Genomic DNA, 23,848 nt, shown 5'->3' on the forward strand with positions numbered 1-23,848 from the left:
GAAAGCCTAGTTTTACCTCCTCCGTTCGCGCCGACAAAGACAACCGACGAACCCGGCTCGACGCTAATCGTCACTGCCGCGTTGGGCGTAGGAATTTGAAAGCTGAACGGCATGCGCGCCCTGTCTTAACTTAAATAGTCGACGCGGGAGTTTAATGCATGTCGATGCGCCTGTACCAATCAAACAAACCTGATTAGTCGTTTTACTAAGCCGAAGATGAGAACGGTACAGCAACTACTCGGCGCGTGGTGCACCGACCCGTACGCAAGCCAGGCCTGGCTTAAGTATTCGCGATACTGACGGGCCACGAGCTACCGTTCGCCCAGCTTCGTCACGTCGCCAGTTGAGTGGCTGTTTGCTCCAAAAACGGATGTCGGGGTCGCAGAGTCCTGACTGCCCGGAATGGGTCGAAATCAGCCGTCCCCTATACCACGCCAATACGTGCGTCACCCGCTCACTCGTACATTCTTCCGCAGTACAGGAAAGTGGCGAATTGACGCCAGGGGTTGGATGCTGGAAGCCCTTTTGCAGCTTCCGCCTCAATAGTTCAGCGACATCGGCTTCTCCCCCCCAGGCGCCAGCCCAAACATCCGCCGAACCCCGTTAAGAAACGCCCCATAAGGCCGCCCCAGCACCAACATCATCACCGCCGCCCCCAGCACTCCGCGCACCAACCCCCACCCCGTCGCGCCGCTAATGGCAATAATCCCGGCATAAATCGGCACCTGAAAACTCATCAAAGCCAAGCTGTCCCAATGCACCCGGGATACCCGCGTATCGCCAGCATGGCTCATGACCCAATCGCGCCACATCCCATAAGGCCGTCCCACCGGAATCATGAGCGCACCGCCGATAAGCCGCGCGTGCAGCACCTGCTCCCAGCTCATTCCCGCGACCCACCGTTCGTTTATCACCCCGGTCGTCGTAAAGAACAGGACCAACGCCAACGTATCGGCGAGGTAAGCCCGCGAGGGGTGTGGCAATCGCATCTTGCGCATCAGCGAGCTATCCCCCTGCTTCTGTTCCGCATCCGTTCTCTCCTATCTGTATCTGGCGGCGCCTTCGCAGGCAGGCTAGACTGCCGCAACCCTGCCCCTGAACACCCCCGCCAACCATACGCACCATGCTGAAAATATTGGGAAAGTCCTCGTCCATCAATGTACGCAAGGTGCTGTGGACCTGCGCCGAACTGAATCTGCCTTTCGAGCGCGAGGATTGGGGTAGCGGGTTCCGCCCTACCAGTGATCCCGGCTTTCTGGCGCTCAATCCCAATGCGATGGTGCCCGTGCTGCAGGATGGGGGCTTTGTGTTGTGGGAGTCGAACAGCATCATCCGCTACCTGGCGGGGCAGTATGGCGGCCAGGGCCTGTACCCGGCGGAGCCGAAACGCCGGGCGCGGGTGGATCAATGGATGGACTGGCAGGCGACGGATCTGAACCGGTCGTGGAGCTATGCCTTCATGGCGCTGGCGCGGCAGTCGGCGTCGCATCGCGACACGGTGGCGATCGAGGCGTCGTGCCAGGCTTGGGGGCAGTTCATGGGTATTCTGGACCAGCGCCTGTCCGCCACGGGCGCGTATGTGGCGGGCGATGCGTTCACGTTGGCGGACATACCGGTCGGCCTGTCCGTGAACCGCTGGTTCGAGACGCCTTTTGATAAGCCGATGCTGCCCGCGGTGGCCGCGTATTACGACCGGCTGGCCGGGCGCGAGGGCTATCGGCTGTATGGCCGCAACGGGACGGCTTAGGCGCAATTGATGATGCGCCGGCGGCGCCGGCGCATTTGCGTGGCTTATTTGACGACGCCGCAGACCAGGCGCCCGCCTCCGCCGCCCAGGGGCTCGGGCTTGTCGCTGTAGTTGTCGCCGCCAGCGTGGATCATGAGGGCGCGGCCCTTTACGTCGGCCAGCTTCAGGTGCGGGGCGACGACGGCCTTGGTGGCGGAGCCGTCGGCGGCGACCGTGAGGAACGGCAGGTCGCCTTGGTGGCCGTCGGTGGCCATGGGGCCTTTGTGGGACTTGGTGCCCTTGGGGTCGAGGTGACCGCCCGCGCCGCCGCCGGGCGCCATTTTGTTGTTCACCATGCCCGGCTCGCAGGAGCCTTTTTCATGGACGTGGAAGCCGCGTTCGCCGGGGGGCAGGCCTTTCAGGTGGGGCGTGAGCTGCAGCCCTTCCTTGGTGTCTTTCAGGGTGATGGTGCCGGCGCTCTTGCCGACGCCCTCGGGCGTCAGGAACGACATCGAGACGTCTTCGGCCAGCGCGGCGCTGGACGCGCCCGCAAATGCCAGGGCCGTGACAAGCATCGAGATTTTCTTCATGAATTGCCTCCAGGGATGATGCCCGCGAGTTGCGGGCGGCCGGCGGCGCAAGGCCCGCCCTGCTCCGCCAGTGGCGCAGATGACAATAGCACCGGCGCCGGGCGGTCGGCCAGCAAACTTCATTCCTGATACAAGGTTGTGACATGGTGTGGGGCGGCTACCCATTCACCAGCAACACCACCCCATGCAGCAGCACGCCGATCAGCCCGCCGACCAGCGTGCCGTTGAAGCGGATGTATTGCAGATCCCGCCCCACGCTCAGTTCCAGCTCGTTGACCAGATGCCGCTCGTCCCAGTTCTTCACGGTGCGCGAGATGTGTTCGGTGACGCCGACGCGCAGGCGACCGGTGAGGCGGCGGGCAGCGCCCAGGATGTGGTTGTTGATGGCTGCTCGCAGGCCGGGGTCCTGGCCCAGTTTGCGGGCCAGCGCCAGCAATGCGCTTTCCAGGTGCGCGGCCAGGGCGGAGTGTTCGTCGGACAGGTCGCGCCGCAGCGCGGCATGGATGTCGTCCCACAGGCCCTGGACATATTCCTGGACCTTGGGGTGGTCGATGGCGCGCTGTTTGAGTGATTCGACCTGTTCGGCCAGCGCCGGATCGCTTTTCAGGCGCTCGATGTAGTTCATCACCCAGGCTTCGTAGTCGCGCCGCACAGGATGGCCAGGTTCGGACAGGACGTCGCGCAGTTCTTCCACCAGCGCCCGGGCAAGGCGGTCGGCCAGGTTGTCGGCGATACCGTCCACGGATTTGACGACGTCGACGGCCGCGATGATGCGCGGCCATTCCTTGCGGGCGAATTTCACCAGCAGGGTCGACGCCCGCTCCTTGACGTCTTCTTCCGCCAGGTAGCCGCCCAGCCGTTCCAGGGCGGCGTCCAGCAGTTCCTGGTGGCGGCCGTCGCGAGTCAGAAGGCCCAGCACTTCGCCCGCGGTGCCGGCCGCGTCCCAGCGCCGCAGGTTGCTGACCACGAATTCCTGGATGACGCCGCGCACCGCCCGGTCGTCCAGCAGGTCCAGGGTCTGCAGGGCGACCCGGCGCGCGCCGTCGCTCAGGGCGTGCGCCTGGGCGGGCCGGGCCAGCCAGCGGCTGAGCCGGGCGGCGGGATCGAAGACGCGCAGTTTTTCGATAAGCGTGTCCGGGTCCAGGAAGTGGTCGCGCACGAACACGGCCAGGCTGTCGCCGATGCGGTCCTTGTTGCTGGGGATGATGGCGGTATGCGGGATGGGCAGTCCCATCGGGCGGCGGAACAGCGCCACGACGGCGAACCAGTCGGCCAGGGCGCCCACGGTGGCCGCTTCGCAGAAGGCCCGCACCCAGGCCCACGGCCCCTGCCCGCCCATGACGTGGCTGGTGATGAAGCCGCTGACCATGGCCGCCAGCAGGGCCAGCGCCGCGATTTTCATCCGGCGCAGCTGCGCGCGGCGCGCGTCGGAATCCAGGGCGGAGCGCGTGGCGGCAAAGGCGGTGGAACGGGATGTATCGGTCATGAAAAATCCGGCGAAATGAGGCACCAGCATACCAACTCGCCATGGCGCGGCCGTTGCGCCGCGGCACCCGGGATGGAGTCAGCGGCGGCCGTCGGGCCGGCGGCGGTAATACCATGTCAGCAAAGGCGACGCCGTGACGCCGTGCACCAGCACCGATCCGGCGATGGCGGCGAGCAGCAGCGGCGCCAGTTCGCGCGCCACGTCGTGCGGCGCTTGCTCGACGGCCAGCATCAGATAATAGAAGGCGCCGACGCCGCGGATGCCCAGCCAGCTCGCCATCCAGCGCTGCCGGCTGTTCATGGAAGACCCGGCCAGGGCCAGCATTACGCTGACCGGGCGCACGGCGACGAACAGGGCCGCCGCGGCCAAGAGCGGCGTCCAGGCCAGCATTTCGCGCCAGTACGCCGACACCACGCTGCCGATAATCAGCATCAGCGCCAATTCCACGAAGCGTTCCAGCCCGACCGAGACCGCCATCATGGACTCGGCCAGATGGGCGTGGGCCAGTTGCGGATCCTGCGCGCTGGCTTCCTGCTCGGCGGGCGTCACCGCTTCCACCGCCTGGCGCGGGCTGCGGGCGCCGCCGGTGGCGCGCAGTTCCTGCTGGCGCAGGGCGACGCCGGCGCAGAACACTGCCAGGAAGCCATAGCCGTGGGCAAGCAAGGTCGCGCCGTAGCACAGGGCGATCAGCCCCAGCGCCAGGAACTCGTCCAGCCCCAGCGCGTTGCCGTAGCGGATGCGCAACATGGCGATGAAGCGTTCGCTGCCGGTGCCCATCAGCCAGCCGATGGCGATGGCTACGGCCACGCCCCAAGTCATTTCGGCGGCCGTCGCCCAGGGGTTTTCTAGCCCGGCGGGCCCGGCGTTGCACAGGGCGATTCCCAGCACCACAAACGGAAACGCGGCGCCGTCGTTGGCGCCGCCCTCTCCGGACAGCGCAAAGCGCAGCGGCTCTTCGTCGCCAGCCTCGACCGGACGCAGTTCATTGGCCAGGACCGGATCGGTAGGCGCCATCGCCGCGGCCAGCAGCAGCGCCGGCCCCCAGGCCAGTCCAAGCGCCAGATGGCCCAGGGCCATCATCAGCCCGATCGTCAGCAGCATGGCGGGCGCCGCCAGGCGCAACGGAAGCCGCCACAAGGGGTCGCCGCAGGCGGCGCGCAGGTGCATGCCAATGGCGAACAGCGAGACCGGCAAGGCGGCCTCGGCGATCAGGCGCAGCGCGTGGCGGTCGTCAAACAGATCCGGCGTCAAGAGGCCCAGGCCGGCAGGCCCGATCAGAAAGCCCGCCGCCAGATACACCATTGCGCCCGTCATGGGCAGCAGGTCGATGAAGCGCCTGGCCAGCGCCATCAGCACAAGCAGCGCGCCCACCAGCAGGAACCAGACGGCCTCGATGTTCACATGCACGCTCCATCCGCGGCGGCGCTACTCGCCCAGGAATTCCGACACCGCCTCCAGGCCCTCGATGTGATCCGCCACCACCTTGGCGATGAACGCGATGGGCACCGAGAGCAGCGTGCCCCACACGCCCCACAGCCAGGTGAAGAGCAGCAGCAGGATGAACACCGCGACGGCGTTCATCTTGGCGATGCGGCCCGACATCCACGTGGTGATGACCACGCCCATCAGCAGGGCGATCGCCACCGAACTCAGGGCTACCGCCAGCGCGGGGCCCAGTTCGCCAAACTGCACCAGGCCCGCGATGCCGGTGCCCACCGCCGTCAGCAGCGGGCCGAAGTACGGAATGATGTGCAGCGCGCCCGCGACGATGGCCCAGGTGGCGGCGTTTTCCAGGCCCAGCAGGCGGAAGGCCGCCCACGACAGCAGCGCCAGCGCCACATTGGTGACGAGCATCATCGCCATGTACATGTGGATGGAGCTGTTGATCTGGTCCAGCATGTGCACGCTGATCTTCTTTTGCGACAGGGTCTTGCCCGCCACCTTCACGAATTTGCGCTTGAAGGCGTTGCCCGACAGCAGCAGGAAGAACACCAGGAACACGCACATGGTGGCCTGGCCCACAAAAGAGGCCACGCTCTTGGAGCCCCACAGCAGGATGTCGGTGAGCCCGCCATCGGACTTGGCGACGACCACCTGCCCCGCCGGCGGCGCCTTGCCGGAATCCTGCAGGAAACTTGCCGCGCCCCTGAGCTTTTCCAGGAAGGACCCGTCCCCGCTCCACAGGCCGCCCAATGTGCGGGACAGCTTGCCCGATATCTCCGGCAGCGCATGGACGATGTCGGCAACCTGATCCTGGGTCACGTAGAACAGGCCGACCAGCGCAACCGCGATGGCGGACATCAGCACCACGGTGCCCAGCGCGCGCGGCAGGCGCGCCCGCTCCATCAGGGTCACCGCGGGATCCAGGGCGTAGGCCACGACAATGGCCATCACGACGGGAACAATGAATTCCTGCGCAAGCTTCAGGCTGAACAGGACGGCCAGCACCGTCAACGTGACCAGGCAGACGCCGCGCGCGCGCACGGCCGGCGTGACGGGCGCGGACGGCTCGATCAGGCCCGCGTCCTGCGCCGTGACTTTTTCCTGGGGCGGTTCGGACGGTTCGGCCGCAGCCGGGGCGGCCTCGGCCGGGGCCGCAGGCTGCGCAGTGGTCACGCTATCCATCATTCCCCCCGCATTCGATTGCCGAATGCCCCCAGCAAGCGCCGTGCCCGACGCCCTACCCGCCGCCGACGGCCAGCAGGCCGGCTTCGCCGTCATGGCGGCGCTGGGCCCGGTCCAGGATGAATTCGATCATCATCGACAGCGCCCGCGGATGGTGGCGGTTGGGCATGTAGAGCATGTACATGCCGCGCCCGAAGATGCTCAGGCGCCAGTCGGTCAGCGCGGGCACCAGGTCGCCGTTCGCGATGTCGTCGTGCACGACGTAGTCGGGCACCACGCCCACCCCGATGCCGGCGCGGATGGCGTCGCGCAGGAAGGCGTAGTTGCGCGAGATGACGGTGGGTTCCAGCACCACGTGCTGGCGGGGCTGGCCGCCGTAGTAGGCGGACAGGCGCAGCGGCCTGCCGATGACGGCGGCGCTGATGACGGGCGTGCCGGCCAGGTCTTCCGGGCGTTGCGGCAGGCCCCGGCTCTCGGCGTAGGCGCGGGACGCGCAGGCCACGTAGCGGACCTGGCCCAGTTCTCGGGCCACCAGGTGCTGGGGCGGCTCGGACATGATGCGCACGGCGATGTCCACTTCGTCGCGCAGCAGGTCTTCGACGCTGTTTTCGAACAGCACGTCCAGCACGATGTCCGGATAGGCCGCCTTGAACTCCAGCAGCCAGGGCGTCATCACGAATTGCCCGTAGCCGCTGGGCACGCTGAGCCGGACCTTGCCCTGCGGGGTCTTGCCCAGTGTCTCGACCGATTCGCGGGCGGCGGCCAGTTCGTCCTGGATGCTGCGCCCATGCTTGTAGAGCTTCAGGCCGATTTCCGTGGGTTCCACGCGCCGCGTCGTGCGCCGGACAAGCTGCATGCCCACCGAGCGCTCAAGCTGGTTAAGGTGGTAGCTGACGTTGGCGCGCGTCATCTTGAGCCGGCGCGCCGCTTCGCTCAGGTTGCCCGCGTCCAGGATCTCCACCAGCAATGTCAGCGATTTGGTGTCCATAGCGCGCTCCCGGCGTGAATTGTCAAAATTTATTGTCCAGACTGTCAATTCTGGATGGCATTGTCAAGACATCTTTGCTGGGAAAGAATAAAGCCATAAGAGACGGGCCGCTTTGGCCCGCCCCGCTCCGTTCGCGCTGCCGCCGGTCCCCCGCCCGGCGCGCGGGCAGGAAGCAACCACGGAGACACTGTCCATGACCGACAGCGCAAGCACCGGCGCGGCGCAAACGCGCCGCTATGAAGACATCCTGGTCGTCGTCATCGACCATCCCCCCGTCAATGCCCTGAGCGCCGCCGTGCGCCGCGACCTGTCCAACGCCATCGCCGAGGCGCAGACGGACACGCGGGTCCGCGCCATCCTGCTCATGGGCGCGGGCAAGAATTTCATCGCGGGCGCCGACATCCGCGAATTCGGCAAGCCGCCGCAGCAGCCCCTGCTGCCGGACCTCTGCAACCAGATTGAAGCCAGCGCCAAGCCGGTCATCGCCGCCCTGCATGGCGCGGCGCTGGGCGGCGGCCTGGAGATCGCCATGGCCGCCCACTACCGTGTGGCCCTGGCGGGCGCCAAACTCGGCCTGCCGGAAGTGAACCTGGGCCTCTTGCCGGGCGCGGGCGGCACGCAGCGCGCGCCGCGGCTGATGGGCGCGCAGGCCGCGCTGGACCTGATGCTGACCGGCAAGCACCTGTCCGCCGACGCCGCCCTGGCGGCGGGACTGGTGGATGCGCTGGCCTCGGAAGAAGATCCCCTGGACGCGGGACTGGCCTATACGCGCCAGTTGCTGGCGTTGAACGCCGGGCCGCGCCGCACGCGCGACGCGGCCGACGCACTGTCTGACAGGCAAGCCCAGCTCGCCGCGGTCGACGCCGCCGCCGAGCGTATCGCCACCACCGCGCGCGGCCTGTTCTCGCCGGCCAGGATCGTCCAAGCCGTGCGCGCCGCCATTGAACAGCCGTTCGACGAAGGCCTGCGCACCGAGCGCGCCCTTTTCCTGCAATGCCTGGACAGCCCGCAACGGGCCGCGCTGGTGCATGCATTCTTTGCGGAACGCGAAACCGCCAAGATCCCCGAACTGAAAGAGGCGCGGGCGCGGCGGCTGGAGCGCGTGGGCATCGTGGGCGGCGGCACCATGGGCGCGGGCATCGCCGTGGCCGTGCTGGACGCCGGCCTGCCCGTGGTCATGGTCGAACAGGACGACGCCGCACTGGCGCGCGGGCGGGCTCGCGTCGAACAGGTCTACGACCTGCTGGTCAAGAAAGGCAGGATCTCCAGCGACGAACGCGCAGCCCGCCTGGCGCGCTTTACCGGCGCCACGAACTACGACGCGCTGGGCGAAGCCGATCTCATCATCGAGGCCGTGTTTGAAGACATGGCGGTCAAGCAGGCCGTCTTCGCGCAGCTTGACCGCGTCGCCAAGCCAGGCGCGGTGCTGGCCACCAACACCTCTTACCTGGACGTGAACCAGATCGCCGAGGCCACTCGCGGCCCGGCCGACGTGCTGGGCCTGCATTTCTTCTCGCCCGCCAACATCATGAAGCTGCTGGAAGTGGTGGTGGGACGCCACACCGCGCCGGATACGGTGGCCACGGGTTTCGAACTGGCGCGCCGGCTGCGCAAGACGCCGGTGCGCGCTGGCGTCTGCGACGGCTTCATCGGCAACCGCATCCTGGCCGTGCATCGCCAGGCCGCCGACATGATGATGGAAGACGGCGCATCGCCCTATGACATCGACGCGGCGGTCCGCGCCTTTGGCTATCCCATGGGCCCGTACCAGATGGCGGACCTGGCAGGCGGCGACATCGGCTGGGCTACGCGCAAGCGCCGCGCCGCCACCCGTGACCCGGCGCTGCGCTACGTGCAGATTCCCGACCGCCTGTGCGAACGAGGCTGGTTCGGCCAGAAGACGGGACGCGGCTTCTATCTGTATCCGGACGGCGCGCGCCAGGGCACGCCCGATCCCGACGTGCTGGCCATCATCGACGACGAGCGCCGCCGCGCGGGCGTTGCGCCCCGCCCGTTCACGCAGGACGACATCCTGAGCCGCTATCTGGCCGCGATGGTCAACGAGGCGGCCAACGTGCTGCACCAGGGCATCGCGCTGCGTCCGTCCGACATCGACGTCGTGTTCCTGTCCGGCTATGGCTTTCCGCGATACCGCGGCGGGCCCATGCACTACGCCGACAGCGTGGACCTGCCGCGCATCCTGGCCGACATCCGCGGCTTTGCCGCCGAAGATCCCGCTTTCTGGAAGCCGTCGCCCCTGCTCGTCGCACTGGCCGAATCCGGCCGCAGCTTTGGCAGCCTGAACGCCGCCTGACCCGCACACTCACAGGAAATCCCATGCGCGAAGCCGTCATCGTCTCTACCGCCCGCACCCCCATCACCAAGGCGGGGCGCGGCGAATTCAACCTGATCGCGGGTCCCACGCTGGCCGCCCACGCCGTGCGCGCCGCCGTTGAGCGCGCCGGCATCGACCCCGCGCTGATCGAAGACGCCTTCATCGGCTGCGGCTATCCGGAAGGCGCCACGGGCCGCAACATCGGCCGCCAGGCCGTGATCCGCGCGGGCCTGCCCGTCAGCGTCGGCGGCGCCACCGTCAACCGGTATTGCGCGTCCGGCCTGCAGGCGATCGCGTCCGCCGCCAGCCGCATCGTCATGGACGGCGCGCCCGCCGTAATCGCAGGCGGCGTCGAACTGGTGTCGCAGATCCGCACGCGCGACGACGGCGTCAGCGGCATGGACCCGTGGATCGTCGCCAACAAGCCGGAACTCTATCTGCCCATGATCGAGACCGCGGACATCGTGGCCGCGCGCTACGGCATCAGCCGCGAAGCGCAGGACCGCTTTGCCGCGCAAAGCCAGGCGCGCACCGAAGCCGCGCAGGCCGCCGGCCGCCTGCGCGAAGAGATCATTCCCGTCACCACCACCATGTCCGTTACGGACCGCGCCACGGGCGCCGTCACGGAACGCGAAGTGACGGTGGACAAGGACACCTGCAGCCGCCCCGGCACCACGTATGAAGCGCTGGCCGGACTGGCGCCCGTGCGCGGCGCGGGCCAGTTCGTCACGGCCGGCAATGCGTCGCAGCTGTCCGACGGCGCGGCCGCCTGCGTGCTGATGGAAGCGGCCGACGCCCAGCGCGCCGGCATCCGCCCGCTGGGCGCGTTCCGCGGCCTTGCCATCGCCGGCTGCGAACCTGACGAGATGGGCATCGGTCCCGTGTACGCGGTGCCCAAGCTGCTGGCGCGCCACGGCCTGAAGGTGCAGGACATCGACCTCTGGGAACTGAACGAGGCCTTCGCCTCGCAAGCGCTGTACTGCCAGGAAAAGCTCGGCATCCCGATGGACCGCCTGAACGTGGACGGGGGCTCCATCGCGCTCGGCCATCCGTTCGGCGTCACGGGCGCGCGCCTGGCCGGCCATGTGCTGATCGAAGGCCGCCGCCGCGGCGCCCGCTACGCCGTCGTCACGATGTGCATCGGCGGCGGCATGGGCGCGGCCGGCCTGTTTGAAATCTACTGAGGATCCCCATGGACCTGGAATTCACCCCCGAAGAAACCGCCTTCCGCGACGAAGTGCGCGCCTTCCTGGACGCCCGGCTGCCCCGCCGCCTGGCGGACAAGGTCGGCAGCGGCAAGCTGCTCACGCGCGACGACATGACCGAATGGCACGCCATCCTGAACCAGCAGGGCTGGCTGGCCAGCCACTGGCCAGAGGAATACGGCGGCACCGGCTGGAGCGCCGCGCAGAAGTACATCTTCGAAAACGAATGCGCGCTGGCCAGCGCCCCGCGCATCGTGCCCTTCGGCCTGAGCATGCTGGGGCCGGTGCTGATCAAGTACGGCACCGAGGCGCAGCGCCGCCATTGGCTGCCGCGCATCCTGGACGGCTCGGACTGGTGGTGCCAGGGCTACTCGGAACCCGGCGCGGGCTCGGACCTGGCGTCCGTGAAGACTACGGCGGTGCGCGACGGCGACAGCTGGGTCGTCAACGGCCAGAAGACCTGGACCACGCTGGGCCAGTACGCCAACATGATCTTCTGCCTGGTGCGCACGTCGCAGGAAGGCCGGCGGCAGGAAGGCATCAGCTTCCTGTTGATCGACATGAACAGTCCCGGCGTCGAGGTCCGCCCCATCATCACGCTGGACGGCGAACACGAGGTCAACGAAGTGTTCTTCTCCGATGTGCGCGTGCCGGCGGAGAACCTGGTGGGCGAAGAGAACCGCGGCTGGACCTGCGCCAAGTACCTGCTGACCTACGAGCGCACCAACATCGCCGGCGTGGGCCAGTCCACGGCCGCGCTGGAACGCCTGAAAGCACTGGCCGCGCGCCAGAAGAAGCATGGCCGCCCCCTGGCAGAAGACCCCGACTTCGCCGCCCGCCTGGCCCGCGTTGAAATCGAGCTGGCCAACATGCGCACCACCAACCTGCGCGTGGTGGCGGCCGTGGCCGGCGGCGGCGCGCCGGGCGCGGAAAGCTCGATGCTCAAGATACGCGGCACGCAGATCCGCCAGGAAATCAGCGCGCTGAACCGCCGCGCCATGGGGCCCTATGCCCGGCCCTTCTCGCCCGAAGCCCTGCACGACGGCTACGACGCCGCGCCCATCGGGCCGGAAGGCGCCGCCAGCGCCGCCGCGCAGTACTTCAACAACCGCAAGCTGTCGATCTTCGGCGGCTCCAATGAAATCCAGAAGAACATCATCTCGAAGATGATCCTGGGACTGTAAGGGCTGGCCATGAATTTCGAACACACCGAAGACCGGCGCATGCTCTCCGACATGCTGCGCCGCTTTGTCGCAGAACAGTACGACTTCGCCACCCGCATGCGCCACGCGCAATCGCCGCAGGGCTACAGCGCGGAATTCTGGCGGCGCTATGCGGAGCTGGGCGCCATCGGCGCGCTGTTTGCCGAGGCCGACGGCGGCCTGGGCGGCGCCGGCTTCGATATCTCCGTCGTGTTTGAGGCCCTGGGCCGCGGCATGGTCGTCGAACCCTTCCTGGACGCGCTGATGGTCGGCACCGCCATCGCCGCGGCCGGCACGCCGGCCCAGCGCGAAGCGCTGGACGGACTGATCTCGGGCGGCATCGTCGCTGCCCTGGCGCAGGCGGAACCCGAGTCCGGCTACGACCTGAACCAGGTGCGCACGCGCGCCGAACGCAGCGACGGCGGCTGGGTGCTCAACGGCGCCAAGGCGGTGGTCGGCGCGGGCGAACACGCGGACCTGTTTCTGGTATCTGCACGCACGGCCGGCGCGGAAGACGACGAAGCCGGCATCAGCCTCTTTCTGGTCAGCGCCGGCGCGGCCGGGCTGACGGCGCGCGGGTACGGCTTGATCGACGGCGGACGCGCCGCCGAGCTGACCCTGGACAAGGTTCAGCTCGGCCCCGACGCCCTGCTGGGCGAGGCGGGCGCTGGCTATGCTTTGCTGGAACGCGCCGCCGGCCGCGGGATTCTGGCGCTGTGTGCGGAGGCCGTGGGCGCCATGGATTGCGCGCGCGACGCCACGCTGGAATACCTGCGCACGCGGCGCCAGTTCGGCACGCCCATCGGCAGCTTCCAGGCGCTGCAGCATCGCATGGCCGACGTGCTGCTGGAAATCGAGCAGGCGCGCTCGGCGGTCATCAACGCCGCCGCCGCCGTGGACCACCCCGACCGCGCCACCCGCGAACGCGCGCTGTCCGCGGCCAAGTACACCATCGGCCGCATCGGCACGCTGGTGGCCGAAGAAAGCATCCAGCTGCACGGCGGCATCGGCATGACCTGGGAACTGCCGCTGGCGCACTACGCCAAACGCCTGGTGATGATCGACCATCAGCTGGGCGACGAAGACCACCACCTGCGCCGCTACATCGCGCTGGGGCAGGCATGAGCGCGGGAGCACGGGCATGATCCAATCCCCAACCGCCCCGGCGCTGGCGCCGCCCTTCGCGGCGCCGTTCCCCGTGCGCACCGCGCAGGATGTACAGCGGCTGCAAGCCCGGCCGCTCGAAGAGACGCTGACGGTGCAAAGCACCTACGAGATCTTCCGCAATTCCGCGGCCGCCTTCGGCGACAAGGCCGCCCTGACCTTCCTGCGCAGCGCCGACCCCGCCGACGACGCCATCACCTGGAACTACCGCGAACTGCTGGCCGGCATCCACCAGACGGCCAACCTGCTGCACAGCCTGGGCATCCGGGAAGGCGACGCCGTGGGCGTGCTGCTGCCCGGCTGCCTGGAATACCACCTGGCCCTGTGGGGCGGCGAGGCGGCTGGCATCGTCCAGCCGCTGAACCCGCTGCTTACCGAAGACAAGCTGGCGTCGCTGATGACCACCGCGCGCGCCAAGGCGCTGATCGCCTACGGGTCGGACGTGGAATGCGGCTCGTGGTCCAAGGCCCTGCGCCTGATGGATCGCGTGCCCACCCTGCAGACGCTGCTGCGCGTGGCGCCCTGGGACGAGCCTGTGTCCGCCCGCCCAGCGCTGCCCGACTGTGCGCTGGACTTCAATGCCAGCCGCGCGGCGCAGCCGTCGGACCGCCTGATCAGCGAACGCGCCATCCGGCCGGGCGACGTGGCCGCCTACTTCCATACCGGCGGCACCACCGGCGCGCCCAAGCTGGCCGTCCACACCCACGCCAACCAGGTCTTTTCCGCCTGGGCGGCGGTGCAGCTCCAGAACGCGGGGCCGGGCGACGTGGTCATCAACGGCTATCCGCTTTTTCACGTGGCCGGCGTGCTGCCGGCGTCGCTGGCGGCGTTGTCGGCCGGCGTGGAAACCGTCATCCCCACGACCCTGCTGCTGCGCAACCGCGACGTGCTGCGCAACTACTGGCGCCTGGTGGAAAAGCACCGCGCCACGTCGCTGCAAGGCGTGCCCACCATTCTTGCAGCACTGGCCGAAGTGCCGCTGGCTGGCGCGGACATCTCTTCGCTGCGCTATTGCCGCACCGGCGCCGCCCCGCTGCCCGCGGAGCTAGCCGCGCGTTTCAAGCGCCTGTTCGGGCTGCACGTGAGCGAAAGCCTGGGCATGACCGAAATGGCCGGCATCACGTCGATTTCGCCACCCGGCTGCGAGTTTCCCGTGAACTGCGTGGGCTTCCCCCTGCCTTACGTGCAGGTGCGCATCGTCAGCCTGGACATGCCCGCGGGCCAGCCCGCGCGCGACCTGCCGCCCGGCACGCCGGGCATGGCGCTGTTTAAGGCCGCCAACGTCATCCCCGGGTTCCTCGACCCCGAGGACACCGCGCGCGCCTTCACCGAAGACGGCTGGCTGATCAGCGGCGACGTCGGGTTTCTTGACGGCGAAGGACGGCTGCACCTGCAAGGCCGCGCCAAGGACCTGATCATCCGCGGCGGCCACAACATTGATCCCAAGACCATCGAGGACGCGCTCGCCAGGCATCCGGCCGTGCAGCTATGCGCCGCCGTCGGCGCACCCGACGCCTACGCCGGAGAACTGCCCATCGCCTTTGTCACGCTGGCCGAAGGCAGCACGGCCACGGAGGCCGAACTCGTCGCCTACGCCGCCGAGCACGTGGACGAAGGGCCCGCGCGGCCCAAGCGTGTGGTGGTCCTGGACAGCATGCCCATGACCAACGTGGGCAAGATCTACAAACCGGATTTGCGCCGCCTGGCGACCGCGGTCGCGGTCCAGGCCGTGGTGGCGCGCACCCTGCAAGAGGCCGGCCTGGCGCACGACGATCCCGTCCTGCGCGTGCTGGCCGATGCGCAACCGGACGTCGCCGTAGAAGCCGGCGCCGGTGCGCCCGCGCCGCTGAAGGAGCGGCTGCGCGAGGCGCTGTCCCGGCTGCCCGTCAAAGTCGACCTGCGCGACTGACCCGCCGCCCCATAACTACACACCCGGAGACAAACCACATGGCCCAACTGCCCCTGCGCCGCGCTTGCCTGAGCGCCCTGCTGCTCACCCTGGCCGGCGCCGCCCTGCCCTTATCCGCCAGCGCGCAAGGCGCGTTCCCCACCAAACCCATTACGCTGATCGTGCCCTTCCCGGCCGGCGGCTCCACCGACCGCCACCTGCGCATCGTGGCGCAGGACGCGTCCAAATACCTGGGCCAGCCCGTCATCGTGGAAAACCGCCCCGGCGCGGGCGGCACGCTGGGCACCGCCACCATGGCCAAGACCGCCAAGCCGGACGGCTACACGATCGCCCTGTACACGCTGGCAATGCTGCGCATGCCTTACATGCAGAAAAGCAGCTGGGATCCGATCAACGACTTCACCTTCATCCTGGGGCTGTCCGGCTACACCTTCGGCTTCACCGTGCGCTCCGACTCGCCGTACAAGACCTTCAACGAGTACATCGAAGCCGCGCGCCAGGCGCCCGGCAAGATCGACTACGGCTCCACCGGCATCGGATCGTCGCCGCACCTGCTGATCGAGGAAATCGCCATCAACGCCAAGGTCAAGCTGAACCACGTCCCGTTCAAGGGCAACGCCGACATGCAGCAGGCGCTGCTGGGCGGCCACGTGATGGCGCAGAGCGACGCCACCGGCTGGGACCAGTTCGTCGATTCCGGCAAGATGCGCCTTCTGGTCACCTTTGGCGAGAAGCGCACCACGCGCTGGCCCGACGTGCCCACCGCACAAGAGCTGGGCTACAAGGTCGTGTCCACGTCCCCCTACGGCCTGGCCGGCCCCAAGGGCATGGACCCCGCGGTCGTGAAGACCCTGCACGACGCCTTCAAGAAGGCGCTCTTCGACCAGGCCAGCATGGACGTCATGAAGCAGCTCAACCAGTCGCCCGCCTACCGCAACAGCGAGGACTACAAGGCGTGGGCGCAGGCCACCTTTGTCAAGGAAAAGGGTCTGATCGAGTACCTGGGGCTGATGGCCAAATAGCGCCAGCTCGCGGCATCCAGGACGGGCGGCGGCGCGCGGGGCCGCCGCCCGTCCGACAAAACTTGTATGCAAAAAATGTCGCCGGCCCCGGCGGGCTTTTGTTAGACTGGCTGCCCGACGGTTTTTCCCTCCCGGCAGCCGCTGCCGCGTCCCATGATCCAGGAAGTCCAGCCCGATCCCAGCGCCGACCACATCGCCAAAGAGGTGGCCGCCGCCATCGTGGCGCACAAGCTTCCGCCCGGCACCCGGCTGCGCGAAGAGGCCCTGGCCCGGGTCTACAAGGTCAGCCGCACCAAGATCCGTGCGGCCCTGCTGATGCTGTCCAAGGACAAGCTGATCAACATCATTCCGGACAAGGGCGCCTTCGTCAGCAAGCCCGACGCAAACGAGGCCCGCGAGGTCTACGCCGTGCGCCGCATCCTGGAAGCCGCGCTGGCCCGTGAATTCGTCGCGCGCGCCACCGCCGCCGACTACCGCCGCATTGATGCCCATCTGGCCGAGGAACGCCGCGCCGTCGAAAGCGGCGACGTGCAGGCCCGCAATCACCTGCTAAGCCACTTCCACATCCTGCTGGCCGAGGCCGTCGGCAATTCCGTGCTGACGGGCATGCTGCGCGAACTCTCGGCCCGCAGCGCCGTGATCACCGTGCTGTTCCAGAGTTCGCACGACGCCAGCTGCTCTTCGCGCGAGCACCACGCGTTCATCGAAGCCGCCCGCGCGGGCGATGTCGACAAGGCCTGCGCCCTGATGGACGAACACCTGGAACACGTGCTGGCCGCACTCAACTTTTCCGGCGACCGCCAGGCCGGCAGCGACCTCGTCGCCGCGCTGCTGAGCTGACTCAGCCCTACTCCGCCCGCAGCAGTTGCTCCATGCGCTGCTGCAACCACCGTTCCGTCTCGCCCAAGCTGGCCCCCTGCAGCCACAGCGTGCGCACGGACAGCATCGGCAAGGCCAGGTCCGCGCACGGCACCGGCGTCAGTGTGGTGCGGAAGCTCTCGTATTCCGCGATGTTGAGCGGCAGGATCGCCCACCCCAGTCCGTCCGCCACCATGCCGGCGATGCTGTAGAAGCTGTCGGTGCGCCACACCGTGGGACTCAGCACCATGTCGTCCACCCCTTCCATCTGCATCACCAGTTGCCGGTGGCGCGCCAGGTCCTTGCGCGCCACCCGCGGCAGGGCCGCCAGCGGATGCCCCGCCGCCACGTAGATGCCTTGCGCCACCGTGCCCAGGTAATGGTGCGCAAAATCGCCGCCCGGGTCGCCGCGGTCGAAGTGGAACGCGATGCTCGCCCGTCCCTGCCGCACGTAGTCGGCCACTTCGGTCGCCGTGCCGTTTAACTGCGTCAGCTCCAGCGCCGGAAAGCGCGCCGCCAACTCGACCACCAGCGCGCCCAGCACCAGATACGGCAAGGCCTCGTCCAGCGCGATCGACAGCCGCGCGTCTTCGCCGCCCGCGAACGACAGCGCCCGCTGCGACAGGCCGCCCGCCTGGCGCAGCAGTTCTCTGGCTTCCTGCAGCATGACCTCGCCTGCGGGCGTCAGGACCGCATTGCGGCGCGAGCGGTCGAACAGGTCTACCCCCAGATCGGCCTCCAGCAGACCCACCGATGAACTGACGGCCGACTGCGCGCGGCCGATCCGCCGGGCGGCGGCCGAGAACGATCCCGCTTCGGCAGCGGCCACGAATTGCCGGAGCTGGTCCAAGGTCCATTGCATGCGCATCCTCCTGTCTTATCCATCTATTTTATAGATGGATTCCAACTTTTTAATTCAAATATATAGATGGACAATGCCGAGCCCGAGGTCCTGCCGCATCGGACCCGGCATTGAAAGGAGTAGAACCATGCAGCGGACTCTTTCGAACGCTGTCGCCGCGGCCGCCCCCGGCCGCTGGCTGGTGCTGGCTATCGTGTCCAGCGCCTTGTTGCTGATCGTCGTGGACATGACGGTCCTTTACACCGCCTTGCCCCGCTTGACCCATGAGTTGGGCGTCACCGCGTCGGCCAAGCTCTGGATCGTGAACGTGTATGCGCTGGTCGTGTCCGGCCTGCTGCTGGGCATGGGCACCCTGGGCGACCGTCTGGGCCACAAGCGCCTCTTCATGATGGGGCTGGCCGTGTTCGGCGCGGCGTCGCTGGCCGCCGCCTATTCGCCCGGCGCCGCCATCCTGATCGCGGCGCGCGCGCTGCTGGCCGTGGGCGCCGCCATGATGATGCCCGCCACCCTGTCCATTCTGCGCCTCACCTTCGCCGACGAGCGCGAGCGCGCCGTCGCCATCGGCGTGTGGGCCTCGGTGGCCTCGGGCGGCGCGGCGCTGGGGCCGGTCATCGGCGGCGTCCTGCTGGAGCACTTCTGGTGGGGCTCGGTGTTTCTCATCAACGTCCCGATCGTGCTGCTTGCGCTGCCGCTGGCCTGGCGCTTCATTCCAGCCAGCCGCCCCGACGCGTCGCGCCCCTGGGACCTGACCGGATCGCTGCAGGTGATGGCCGGGCTGATCCTGTGCGCCTACGCGCTCAAGGAACTGGGCCGCGCATCGCCGTCGTGGCTGCATGCGAGCCTGGCCTGCGCGGCGGGCGCCGCCATGCTGGCCGTTTTCGTGCGCCGCCAGCGCCGCCGGCCCTATCCGCTGATCGACTTCGCCATCTTCCGCAACGCCGCGTTCAGTTCCGCCGTGGCCGCCGCGCTGTTCGCCGCCGCCGCGCTGCTGGGCATGGAGCTGGTGTTCAGCCAGCGGCTGCAGCTGGTGCTGGGCATGTCGCCGATCCAGTCGGCCCTGTTCATCCTGCCGCTGCCGCTGGCCGCCTTCGTGGCCGGCCCGCTGGCCGGCCTGCTGCTGGGCCGCGTCGGCAGCAAGCGCCTCTTGTTCCTGGCCCTGCTGGTGTCGGGCGCGGGCATGGGCGGCTACCTGCTGACCTACGAAGGCCCGGTCATGCCGCAGCTGGTCAGCCTGAGCGTGCTGGGCCTGGGCATCGGCGCCACCATGACGGCGGCGTCCAGCACCATCATGCAAAGCGCCACGCCCGAACGCGCCGGCATGGCCGCCTCCATCGAGGAAGTGTCGTACGAACTGGGCGGCGCGCTGGGCGTGACCCTGATGGGATCCATCCTGTCCGGCGTCTATGCGCAATCGCTGTCCGTGCCCGCCGGCGTGGGCGACGCGACCGCCGCCCGCGACAGCCTGGACGAGGCGCTGATCGTCGCCGAAAGCCTGCCGGCCGACCTGGCCGCCACGCTGACCCGCCTGGCCCGCGCAGCCTTCGAAACCGGCTACGCCGCGGTGATCGCCACCGCGACGCTCATGCTGCTGGCGACCGCGGTCTTCGTGCTGCTGAACCGTACGCGGCGCCCGGCGCGGTCGGGCTGAGCACTGCCCGAAAGCGGGCTCAGCCGGCGGCAGGGGCGCCCCCCGGGCATCAGCGCTCAGCCGTTGCGAAACGCGTGGTCCATGTCCGCGATCAGGTCTTCCTCGTGCTCCAGGCCGATGGAAATCCGGATCAGCCCCTCCGACACGCCGGCGGCATCGCGCTCCGCCGCCGGCACGCCCGAATGCGTGGTCGACGCCGGATGGCACACCAGCGTTTCCGTGCCGCCCAGGCTGACCGCCGACCGGAACAGGTGCAGCGCGTTGATGAAGCGGAACGCGCGCTCGCGCCCGCCGTCCAGCACGAACGCGAAGGTCGATCCCGGTCCCGTGCACTGGCGCTTGTAGACCTCCTGGTAGGCCCGGTCGGCGATCAGCTCCGGATGGAAGATCCGCACCTTCTCGTGCGGATTGCCCGCCAGCCACTGCGCGACCTTGGTCGCCGTGCGAGCCGCCTGCTTCATGCGCAGCACCACCGTTTCCATCGACCGCGTGATCATCCAGCACGAATGCGGATCCAGCTGCGAACCGAACGCGCTGCGGATCGCGCGCACCTTGCGGATCAGATCCTTGTTGCCCGTCACCGCGCCCGCCACCAGATCGCTGTGGCCCCCCACGTATTTCGTCAGCGAATACACGCACAGGTCCACGTCATGCTCCGCCGGCTTCTGGAAGATCGGACCCAGCAGCGTGTTGTCGCACACGGAGATCGGCCGGTAGCCATGGCGCGCCTGGAACGCGTCCAGCTCGTTCTTCATGGCCTCGAAATCGAACAGCGCATTGGTGGGATTGGCCGGCGTCTCGACATAGAAGAGCTTGACCGGCCCCTTGGCCGCCGCCTCTTCCAGCGCGGTTCGCATGCTTCGGGGCGACAGGCCGTCGGCAACCGGGTGCGAGCCGACGCCCCACTCCGGGAAAATCTTGCCCAGCAGCGTCTCGGTCCCGCCGTACAGGGGCACGGACTGCACCAGCTGGTCGCCCGGCCGCAGAAAGGCCATCAGCACGGCGCTGATCGCGGACATGCCGCTGGAGGTCACCGCCGCATCCTGCGAGCCATCCAGCATCGACAGCCGGTCTTCCACGATCTCCAGGTTCGGATGGTTGAAGCGGCTGTACACCAGCCCCGCGGTTTCCCCCTGCGGCAGCGGCTTGCGGCCCGACACCAGATCGAAGAACGCCGCGCCATCCTCGGCGGACCGGAACGCGAACGTCGACGTAAGGAACACCGGCGGCTTGACCGCACCTTCCGACAGAAAGGGGTCGTAGCCGTAGGACATCATCTGCGTTTCCGCGTGCAGGGGACGACCAAAAATGTCCTTCTTGTGATAGCTCGAGTAAGTCATGGGGGTGCCTCTTTCTCTGCTGTTCCAGCCGACCGGGCAGGCGCGTCGTGCATCTGTCAGACGATAGCGCCGAGCCAGACGGGATGCATTGCGGTATGTGACCTTCAGCCCCGACGGTAGATCTGCCACTCAATCCGGCCTCGCGCCTGAACCGCTGCATCACCTTTGTTTTGTTTTTTTTATGTACTTAAAAAACACAAATCCCAGGGTAAACACCAGCTTTTCGCCCGTTAATCGTCGTTCTATAAACACACATTGTTTTTTTTATGTGTTTTTAAAATGAAAATCGCACTGATAGGATGCGGCGAAGTCGGGCACTGCTACACCCGCGCCTGGACCGCCGCCGGACACGACATCGTGGGCATCTGCGAACTGCGGCAAGACAAGGAAATGGCCGGCCGCGCCCAGGCCGCGGCCTCGGTCCTGCACGCCGAACCGGGCCCCTGGCTGGCCGAGGCGGACGTCGTCGTGTCGGCGGTCTATGGCTACAACGCGGCCGAGGTCGGCCGGCAGGCCTTCCCCCACATGCGCGCGGGCGCCGTCTACGCGGACTTCACCACCGCCAGCGCGGCGGACATGCAGGCCGCCGCCCAGGCCGCTGAATCCTTCCCGGTGGCGTTCATGGATGTCGCCATCATGGGCGCCATCGCGCTGCTGGCCGAGAAGACGCCCCTCCTGTGCGCCGGCGAAGGCGGACAGGCGGTGACCGAGCTGGGCGAAAGCGCCGGCGCGCCGGTGCGGATCATCGACGGCAAGCCGGGCGACGCGGTGCGCCTGAAGCTGCTGCGCAGCGTGATGACCAAGGGCATGGAAAGCCTGGCCGTGGAATGCATGGTGGCCGCCGAGCGCATGGGCCTGCGCTCATCGCTGTACGAGGTGCTGGCCGACATAGATCGCACCCCGCTCACCGCATTCATGGACTCCTTCGTCCGTTCCCACGTCCTGCACGCGCCCCGCCGGCTGGCGGAAGTGCGCGAAGCCCGCGACCAGCTGCATGAAGCCGGACTGGAGCCGCTGGTGCTCAACGGCGTCGAACAACTGTTCGACCGGACGACCCGCGGCATCCAGACCGCGCGCGCCAACGGCCATGCCGACGTGCCGGATTCCGTCGAAGCGCGCCTGGCCTGGCTGACCACGCTGGCGCGCCAGCACTGAACCCCCAATCGCGCCATAGAGCGCGGTTTCGAATCCTAGATAAGACTGTGTGAGGAAGACAATGAAACTGTTCAAGAAACTGCTGGCCGCGACGCTGGTGCTGGGCTGCGCCGCCGCGCAGGCCGCCGACCTGGGCAAGGGCCCCGTCACCCTGATTTCGCCCTTTCCCCCGGGCGGCGGCACCGACACCCTGACGCGCATGATCGGCAGCGCGATCGGCCAGGACACCGGCTGGAACATCGTCGTGGAAAACAAGCCCGGCGCCGGCGGCAACCTGGCACTGGACGCGACGGCGCGGGCCAACCCGGACGGCCACACGCTCGTCATGGCGCAGACCGACAACATCGTGCTGAATCCCTGGCTCTACTCCAAGCTCAGCTACGACACGTTCAAGGACTTCAAGCCGGTCGGTCCGGTGGCCTCGTCCCCCAGCGTTTTCGTCGTGCTGCCGGATTCGCCCTTTAAGACGGTGGCCGACGTGGTGAAGGCTGCCCAGGCGCGCCCCAACCAGGTTTCGCTGGGAATTCCCGGCATCGGCGGCACCGGCGACCTGACCGGCTACCTGTGGCGCAAGGCCGCCAACATGGAACTGATGCATGTGCCCTACCGCGGCTGGAGCCAGGCGTTCCCGGACCTGGCCAGCGGACGGATCGACATGTATGTCGGCTCGGTGGCGTCGCTGCTGCCGCAGATTCGCGGCGGCAAGGTCCGCGCGCTCGCCGTCGTGGCCGATCAGCGGTCCCCGGCCCTGCCCGACGTCCCGACCTTCCCCGAGAGCGGCTTCAAGACCATCAACCAGTCGATCTGGTGGGGCCTGATGGCGCCCGGCAAGACGCCCGACGACGTGATCGCCGTTCTGAACGAAAAGCTGCGCAAGGTCCAGTCGAACCCCGAACTGGTCAAGAAGCTGGAAGACGCCGGCTACAGCGTCATGACGGGCTCGCCGCAAGACCTGGCCCGGCAGCACCGCGCAGACCACGACGCCTTCGGCAAGGTCGTGCAGGAAGCCGGCATTCCCAAGCAATAGCCAGAACGTATCCCCTTAAAGATCAGGAGCAATGATGATCGGCTTTGAAATCCATCCCCGCCAGCGCGCGGTCAGCAAGGAACTGGTCGACAAGTTCCGCCAGGTGCCGGTGGCCAACGTCAGCGACTGCATGTCGCGCATGGCGGCCGGCGGCGCGCGCCTGCGGCCCATGCACAATGGCCAGCCGCTGGCCGGCCCCGCCCTCACCGTGCGCACGCGGCCCGGCGACAACCTGCTGGTGCACAAGGCGCTGAGCCTGGCGCAGCCGGGCGACGTCATCGTGGTGGACGCGGGCGGCGACCTGACCAACGCCATCATCGGCGAGATCATGACCACCTACGCCGAATCGCGCGGCATCGCCGGCATCATCATCAACGGCGCCATCCGCGACTGCGGCACGATCCGCCGCAGCGCCTTCCCGGTGTATGCCGCCGGCGTTACCCATCGCGGTCCCTACAAGGACGGCCCCGGCGAAATCAACTGCGTCGTCGCGCTGGACGGCATGACGATCGCCCCGGGCGACCTGATCATCGGCGACGAGGACGGACTGCTTGCGGTTCCGTACGACCAGGCCGAGGCCATCTACCAGGCGGCCGCGGCCAAGCACGACGTCGAAACCAAGATGTTGGCCGACATCGCCGCCGGCACCCTGGATACGTCCTGGGTCGATGCCCGGCTGCAGGCCCTGGGCTGCTCGGGAGTCTGA

20 protein-coding genes are annotated in these 23,848 nt (G+C 68.0%); 12 read left to right on the top strand and 8 right to left on the bottom strand.

The window, feature by feature from the left end; genetic code table 11:
- Positions 1 to 539 precede the first annotated feature (539 nt).
- Positions 540 to 998 (bottom strand): L-alanine exporter AlaE, encoded by a 459-nt coding sequence (gene alaE / locus KYC_RS01870; protein WP_008158270.1) that lies wholly within the window; start codon positions 996 to 998, stop codon positions 540 to 542.
- A gap of 125 nt (positions 999 to 1,123) precedes the next feature.
- Between alaE and KYC_RS01875 the strand changes: the two genes are divergently transcribed.
- Entirely contained in the window at positions 1,124 to 1,747 is a 624-nt protein-coding gene (locus KYC_RS01875) for a glutathione S-transferase family protein (protein ID WP_008158272.1), read from the top strand.
- A 44-nt stretch (positions 1,748 to 1,791) separates the two neighbouring features.
- Here the strand turns inward: KYC_RS01875 and sodC are convergent, their stop codons facing one another.
- From sodC to KYC_RS01900, 5 genes are all read right to left on the bottom strand, one after another.
- On the bottom strand, positions 1,792 to 2,316 hold the full coding sequence (gene sodC, locus KYC_RS01880; protein WP_008158274.1) for a superoxide dismutase family protein: 525 nt from the start codon (positions 2,314 to 2,316) through the stop codon (positions 1,792 to 1,794).
- A gap of 157 nt (positions 2,317 to 2,473) precedes the next feature.
- Positions 2,474 to 3,802 (bottom strand): DUF445 domain-containing protein, encoded by a 1,329-nt coding sequence (locus tag KYC_RS01885; protein WP_043517331.1) that lies wholly within the window; start codon positions 3,800 to 3,802, stop codon positions 2,474 to 2,476.
- A 78-nt stretch (positions 3,803 to 3,880) separates the two neighbouring features.
- Entirely contained in the window at positions 3,881 to 5,203 is a 1,323-nt protein-coding gene (locus KYC_RS01890; RefSeq protein WP_008158278.1) for a cation:proton antiporter domain-containing protein, read from the bottom strand.
- A gap of 24 nt (positions 5,204 to 5,227) precedes the next feature.
- The gene (locus tag KYC_RS01895; RefSeq protein ID WP_008158285.1) at positions 5,228 to 6,430 is read right to left on the bottom strand and encodes an AI-2E family transporter; all 1,203 of its coding nucleotides are present in this window, start codon (positions 6,428 to 6,430) and stop codon (positions 5,228 to 5,230) included.
- 52 nt (positions 6,431 to 6,482) lie between these two features.
- A complete protein-coding gene (locus tag KYC_RS01900) occupies positions 6,483 to 7,415 on the bottom strand; it encodes a LysR family transcriptional regulator (protein ID WP_008158288.1) in 933 nt (310 codons plus the stop codon).
- 193 nt (positions 7,416 to 7,608) lie between these two features.
- Between KYC_RS01900 and KYC_RS01905 the strand changes: the two genes are divergently transcribed.
- From KYC_RS01905 to KYC_RS01935, 7 genes are all read left to right on the top strand, one after another.
- Positions 7,609 to 9,729, top strand: coding sequence for a 3-hydroxyacyl-CoA dehydrogenase NAD-binding domain-containing protein (locus KYC_RS01905; protein ID WP_043517314.1), 2,121 nt, complete (start codon positions 7,609 to 7,611; stop codon positions 9,727 to 9,729).
- Positions 9,730 to 9,752: 23 nt separating this feature from the next.
- Entirely contained in the window at positions 9,753 to 10,934 is a 1,182-nt protein-coding gene (locus KYC_RS01910) for an acetyl-CoA C-acyltransferase (protein WP_008158294.1), read from the top strand.
- A gap of 8 nt (positions 10,935 to 10,942) precedes the next feature.
- Entirely contained in the window at positions 10,943 to 12,139 is a 1,197-nt protein-coding gene (locus KYC_RS01915; protein ID WP_008158296.1) for an acyl-CoA dehydrogenase family protein, read from the top strand.
- A gap of 9 nt (positions 12,140 to 12,148) precedes the next feature.
- The gene (locus KYC_RS01920; RefSeq protein ID WP_008158298.1) at positions 12,149 to 13,282 is read left to right on the top strand and encodes an acyl-CoA dehydrogenase family protein; all 1,134 of its coding nucleotides are present in this window, start codon (positions 12,149 to 12,151) and stop codon (positions 13,280 to 13,282) included.
- Between the two features lie 16 nt (positions 13,283 to 13,298).
- Positions 13,299 to 15,230: an acyl-CoA synthetase gene (locus KYC_RS01925; RefSeq protein WP_008158301.1), complete on the top strand. Its 1,932-nt coding sequence runs from the start codon at positions 13,299 to 13,301 to the stop codon at positions 15,228 to 15,230.
- 38 nt (positions 15,231 to 15,268) lie between these two features.
- On the top strand, positions 15,269 to 16,252 hold the full coding sequence (locus KYC_RS01930; RefSeq protein WP_008158302.1) for a tripartite tricarboxylate transporter substrate binding protein: 984 nt from the start codon (positions 15,269 to 15,271) through the stop codon (positions 16,250 to 16,252).
- Between the two features lie 153 nt (positions 16,253 to 16,405).
- Complete coding sequence (locus KYC_RS01935) at positions 16,406 to 17,092, top strand: GntR family transcriptional regulator (RefSeq protein ID WP_008158305.1); 687 nt, start codon at positions 16,406 to 16,408, stop codon at positions 17,090 to 17,092.
- A gap of 7 nt (positions 17,093 to 17,099) precedes the next feature.
- Here the strand turns inward: KYC_RS01935 and KYC_RS01940 are convergent, their stop codons facing one another.
- Entirely contained in the window at positions 17,100 to 17,972 is an 873-nt protein-coding gene (locus KYC_RS01940; protein ID WP_043517332.1) for a LysR family transcriptional regulator, read from the bottom strand.
- A 127-nt stretch (positions 17,973 to 18,099) separates the two neighbouring features.
- On the opposite strand from KYC_RS01940, the gene KYC_RS01945 reads away from it, so the two are divergent.
- On the top strand, positions 18,100 to 19,620 hold the full coding sequence (locus KYC_RS01945) for an MFS transporter (protein WP_008158309.1): 1,521 nt from the start codon (positions 18,100 to 18,102) through the stop codon (positions 19,618 to 19,620).
- Positions 19,621 to 19,676: 56 nt separating this feature from the next.
- Here KYC_RS01945 and KYC_RS01950 read toward each other — a convergent pair whose 3' ends face one another.
- Complete coding sequence (locus tag KYC_RS01950; RefSeq protein WP_008158311.1) at positions 19,677 to 20,960, bottom strand: cystathionine gamma-synthase family protein; 1,284 nt, start codon at positions 20,958 to 20,960, stop codon at positions 19,677 to 19,679.
- A 279-nt stretch (positions 20,961 to 21,239) separates the two neighbouring features.
- On the opposite strand from KYC_RS01950, the gene KYC_RS01955 reads away from it, so the two are divergent.
- From KYC_RS01955 to KYC_RS01965, 3 genes are all read left to right on the top strand, one after another.
- Complete coding sequence (locus KYC_RS01955; protein ID WP_008158312.1) at positions 21,240 to 22,115, top strand: NAD(P)-dependent oxidoreductase; 876 nt, start codon at positions 21,240 to 21,242, stop codon at positions 22,113 to 22,115.
- Between the two features lie 61 nt (positions 22,116 to 22,176).
- On the top strand, positions 22,177 to 23,142 hold the full coding sequence (locus tag KYC_RS01960) for a Bug family tripartite tricarboxylate transporter substrate binding protein (RefSeq protein WP_008158315.1): 966 nt from the start codon (positions 22,177 to 22,179) through the stop codon (positions 23,140 to 23,142).
- Between the two features lie 34 nt (positions 23,143 to 23,176).
- Entirely contained in the window at positions 23,177 to 23,848 is a 672-nt protein-coding gene (locus KYC_RS01965) for an RraA family protein (RefSeq protein ID WP_043517334.1), read from the top strand.

This window comes from Achromobacter arsenitoxydans SY8 (genome assembly GCF_000236785.1).
Lineage (GTDB): Bacteria > Pseudomonadota > Gammaproteobacteria > Burkholderiales > Burkholderiaceae_B > Achromobacter > Achromobacter arsenitoxydans.